This window comes from uncultured Chitinophaga sp., assembly GCF_902168175.1.
Taxonomy (GTDB): Bacteria; Bacteroidota; Bacteroidia; order Chitinophagales; family Chitinophagaceae; genus Chitinophaga.
The window spans coordinates 1-4,213 of the sequence record NZ_CABHOU010000035.1 but is presented as its reverse complement, the minus strand read 5'-3'; the positions used below and the strand labels follow the sequence as shown (position 1 = coordinate 4,213).

At 46.5% G+C, this 4,213-nt stretch carries 5 protein-coding genes and 1 riboswitch; of the genes, 2 read left to right on the top strand and 3 right to left on the bottom strand.

Features of this window, described 5'->3' with window-relative positions; genetic code table 11:
* The coding region (locus QZT80_RS07500) for an MFS transporter (protein WP_295119963.1) at positions 1–981 on the top strand (981 nt) is incomplete at its 5' end.
* Positions 982–1,208: 227 nt separating this feature from the next.
* Here the strand turns inward: QZT80_RS07500 and QZT80_RS07495 are convergent.
* The 3 genes from QZT80_RS07495 to QZT80_RS07485 form a co-directional block, all read right to left on the bottom strand.
* Positions 1,209–1,451, bottom strand: coding sequence for a cysteine-rich CWC family protein (locus tag QZT80_RS07495; RefSeq protein WP_295119960.1), 243 nt, complete (start codon positions 1,449–1,451; stop codon positions 1,209–1,211).
* Complete coding sequence (locus tag QZT80_RS07490) at positions 1,452–1,943, bottom strand: PAS domain-containing protein (RefSeq protein WP_295119957.1); 492 nt, start codon at positions 1,941–1,943, stop codon at positions 1,452–1,454. It lies immediately after the preceding gene.
* A 70-nt stretch (positions 1,944–2,013) separates the two neighbouring features.
* Entirely contained in the window at positions 2,014–2,172 is a 159-nt protein-coding gene (locus tag QZT80_RS07485; RefSeq protein ID WP_295119955.1) for a hypothetical protein, read from the bottom strand.
* Between the two features lie 147 nt (positions 2,173–2,319).
* A riboswitch (cobalamin riboswitch) is annotated at positions 2,320–2,517 on the bottom strand.
* 142 nt (positions 2,518–2,659) lie between these two features.
* Between QZT80_RS07485 and QZT80_RS07480 the strand changes: the two genes are divergently transcribed.
* On the top strand, positions 2,660–4,213 hold a 1,554-nt coding region (locus QZT80_RS07480), incomplete at its 3' end, for a carboxypeptidase-like regulatory domain-containing protein (protein ID WP_295119952.1).

The window sequence follows — 4,213 nt, the reverse complement described above, 5'->3', positions numbered from 1 at the left end:
ACCTATAACACCATCCTGGCCGCCCGCATATTCACGGGTATATTTGGCGGGGTGATCTCTTCCGTTTCCTTTGCCATTATTACCGACCTGTTTCCGATGCAGGTGAGGGGCAGGGTGATGGGGTTTGTGCAGATGGCTTTTGCGGTAAGCCAGGTAATGGGCCTGCCCATTGGCTTATGGCTAGCTACCACCTTCGACTGGCACGCACCGTTCCTGATGATCGTTGGGCTTTGTGTGCCGCTTGGTATCATCATCGCACTGAAGATGCAGCCGGTAAACGCGCACCTGACTATTCAAAAGGAGCAGGACCTCCATGCGTTCAGTCACCTCGGTAACACGATCAGTAAGCCGGCGTACCTGCGTGCTTTTGCTGCAACCGTGCTGATGGCTACCGGTGGTTTTATGCTCATGCCTTTTGGCAGCGACTTCACCGCCCATAACATCGGCATCGATATCAAACATCAGCCTTTGATTTATATGGTTACCGGGCTGGTTTCGCTGGTGGCGGGCCCGTACATAGGTAAACTGAGCGATAAATTCGGCAAGTTCCAGACGTTTGTGGCAGGTTCCATCCTGGCGCTGTTGATGGTGCTGGTGTATACAAATATGGGGATCAGCCCTATCTGGGCGGTGATGCTCGTAAACGTAGTAATGATGACCGGCGTCTCCTCCCGCATGATCTCGTCTTCCGCTTTAATGACAGCCGTACCGGATGCTAAGGACAGAGGGGCCTTTATGGCCATTAACTCGTCCATACAACAGGCTTCTGGTGGTATTGCCGCTATGGTAGCTGGTCTTATCGTAATTAAACAGCCCAGTGGTCATCTCGACCGTTTCGATGTATTGGGTTACGTAATTGCCGGGTCAATGATAGTAATGATTCCTTTAATGTATGTAGTACATAAGTATGTACAGCGAAAAATGGGTAAAACTGCCGGGGAAAGCAAAATTATGAAGAAGATGAAATTTCATTATAAGTAGTATAAATTCATTAATTTATTGATTATTAATTAAATGTGATAAATACTGGACAAATATTAAATAATTATATGTTTATTTATACTTGCAAATCATATTTAATTTATACTATCTTTGTAGCAGAATAAAGAATAACAAATCTGCATTATTTGTTAGTAAGTATATTCTTTTAAATCCCCCGTTCGGGCCTGTCCCAGACGGGGGTACTATTTTTATAGCAGATGATGTCGTTAACGGGAACGGAAAAACGAAAAGAGGCGGAGGAATTTCTCTTTCCGGGCCTTATTCAGTACTTCCTGCTGTATGTTGAGCAGGCACTGGCGGCAGAGGCATTCGGAGTAGGAGGCGGCTATTTCCTGCCGCGCTTCGGGGGCTAATTCAATACCATTACACTGGCACTGCGAAATGTTTCCCACCTTACACTCAAACGGTCCATTACATCGCTGGCAGTATTTTGTTTCGTGACATGGCATCTACAATAGTTTTTCAAAAAAGATAAAATTAACAAGTGTTCCCTGCTGGTTAAATACCGGGTGCCCCTCTACACGGCAACGGTACGGACTGCCGCTCGGCGTGTAATTTACGATATCGCTTTCGAACGGTCCTTTTGCCCTGATAGCGGCCCTTATTTTATCCATTGCCAGGGCATCGCTGGCTTCGTTCCGGAATTCAGAAAGGTTTTTGCCCACTACATTCTCTGCACTATAACCGGTAATTTTCCAAACGTTACTGCTTACAAATACAACGTTTCGTTCCACATCAGTAACAATAATGAGTTTATGTTCTTTAAACAGCTTCTCCGAAAAGTTCCATTGCTGCTGCCAGTTCTTATCCTCTGCCAGCTTTTCGAGTTGCTGTGCATCGGTGCCCATTTTAAGGCTCTGGTGATAATAGGAAATGAAGATGTCCCAGCTCATGAGCGGGGCATTGAACTTCGACTGCACCTGTTTAAAAGATCCTTTCATAATGTTAACACGGTGGATGAAAATAAATGGCCGCACTGTAATATACAATGCGGCCCGGGTTTTTACACGGTTACATGGCGGTTAATATCGTTCCTGGCATTTGCAGCAGGAGGGTGGTATGTACACCGCATCTCCAGCCACTACGTATACCCATCCGAATAACTTCACTGCCAGCGATCTCTTGCTGGTAGTATTGTTCGTAGTCGGAGTTGTGCTTAAGCATACGCATAAAACATCATTGAATAATGTTCATTCAGTTTTCGTGTGCTTTCCGGAAATGTAAGAGATAGCGGGGTTATTACGCTGTACGGGCATGTTGTGGCACGCCCTGTGCATGGTAATATTATCCTGACTATGCTTCATAACGCGAAAGCATTGGTCTTGAACAGTGACAGGCAAGTATCCTGGCTTGTAACGTTGTTGCCGTCCTTCTCATGCCGTATTAACGGCACAATGGAACTTTTTTTCAGGCAACAACCCTAATGTTACTTACAGTTGCGCGACAGCCCGTGATTTGCACACGGTTCCTTTTTAGAAGCGGTTTTCACCGCTAACCTTACTGTGGAAGAGAGAATTAAAGAGCTTGAAAAGCAAATATAGGATTCTGCAATTGAAAACCAATACACATACATGGCTAAAAAATAAATATCGGGAGCGGCAAAGGTTTTTTTAACAGCCATCGTCCAATACAGTATACAAACGAACATCTACATATTATGCGGCAGATTACGGCGATCATCATTTTCCTTTTAACATCGGCAGGCGTTGCTCAGGCGCAGGAACTGGTATTAAAAGGCGTGTTTAAGGATAAAGCGGGCGAGGCGCCCGTTAAAGGTGCTACGGTGCGCCTTACTTCCCCACAGGATTCTACTATTAAATTCAATGCTTATACTGATAAAGACGGTGCTTTTGAGATCAAAGGCCTCTCACCTCAACTGGTATTGTTAACTGTTACCTCTATTGGTTATAGCGAATACACTAAAGCTTTCATGTTAGAGCCCGCATCGGCCAACATGGGCGTGCAGTTTATGACCAAAGGTGCTACCGACCTTAAGGCGGTAACCATCAAAGGCCAGGTGCCGCCCGCACAACAAAAGGGTGACACTACAGCGTACAACGCTGCAGCATTTAAAACTAATCCTGACGCCAGCGGCGAAGACCTGGTCCGTAAAATGCCGGGTATTACGGTAGAGAACGGAACGGTAAAGGCACATGGCGAAGATGTGAGAAAAGTGTTACTGGACGGTAAAGAGTATTTCGGCGAAGATGCTACGCTCGCACTGCGTAACCTTCCGGCGGAGGTCATTAATAAAATTGAAGTGTTCGACAGGCTTAGTGACCAGGCGCAGTTTACCGGGTTTGATGACGGTAACTCTTCTAAAACGATCAATATCGTTACTAATGGCAGCATGCGCGCATCTCAGTTTGGGAAATTTTATGCGGGTTATGGTACCGACGAACGCTACATGGTGGGGGGGAATGTGAACTTCTTCAAAGGCGACAGGCGTATCGCCGTTATCGGTATGGCCAATAATGTAAACCAGCAAAACTTCTCTTCCCAGGATATACTGGGTGTGATGGGCGGCGGTGGCGGAGGTGGACGCGGCGGTGGCGGTGGTCGCGGAGGCCGCGGTGGCGGTGGCGCAGGCGGCTTTGGCGGAAATGGCGGTGGTAACTTCCTGGTGGGCAACTCCAGCGGTAACAATAAAACCAATTCGTTCGGCATTAACTTTTCTGATCTATGGGGCAAAAAGGTGGAAGTGACAGGCAGTTACTTCTTTAATAACAGTATTAATGAAAACCTGACGAACACAACCCGCCAGACGATCCTCAGTGCCGATACTTCTACTTATTACGCCGAAGATCAGCAGTCTGGCAGCAAGAACTATAACCACCGCATAAACATGCGGCTGGAGTATAAAATTGACTCGGCCAACAGCCTGATCATCACGCCTAATATCAGCTTCCAGGATAATAATTCTACCACGCTTACAGAGGGTTCGCTGGGTTATTCGCCCGCAAAACCTTATACGCTTACTTATAACAGGAGGGAGGCGGAAAGTAATGGTTTCAACTTCAATAATAATATTTTATACCGTCATGCCTTCTCCAAAAGAGGCCGTACCATTTCACTGGGTGTTACTACCGCGGTAAATAAACGCGATGGCGAAACGTACCAGCAGGTGTATACCACCAATGTTACCAATAACGTGGCCGGTTACTCGGATTCAAGCAACAGGGTGACCCTTCCGCAAAGTAATGGCTTCCAG

Coding starts and splice junctions, on each gene's coding strand:
- QZT80_RS07495 (WP_295119960.1), bottom strand. CDS start 1,451: ATGCCATGTCACGAAACAAAATACTGCCAGCGATGTAATGGACCGTTT.
- QZT80_RS07490 (WP_295119957.1), bottom strand. CDS start 1,943: ATGAAAGGATCTTTTAAACAGGTGCAGTCGAAGTTCAATGCCCCGCTC.
- QZT80_RS07485 (WP_295119955.1), bottom strand. CDS start 2,172: ATGCGTATGCTTAAGCACAACTCCGACTACGAACAATACTACCAGCAA.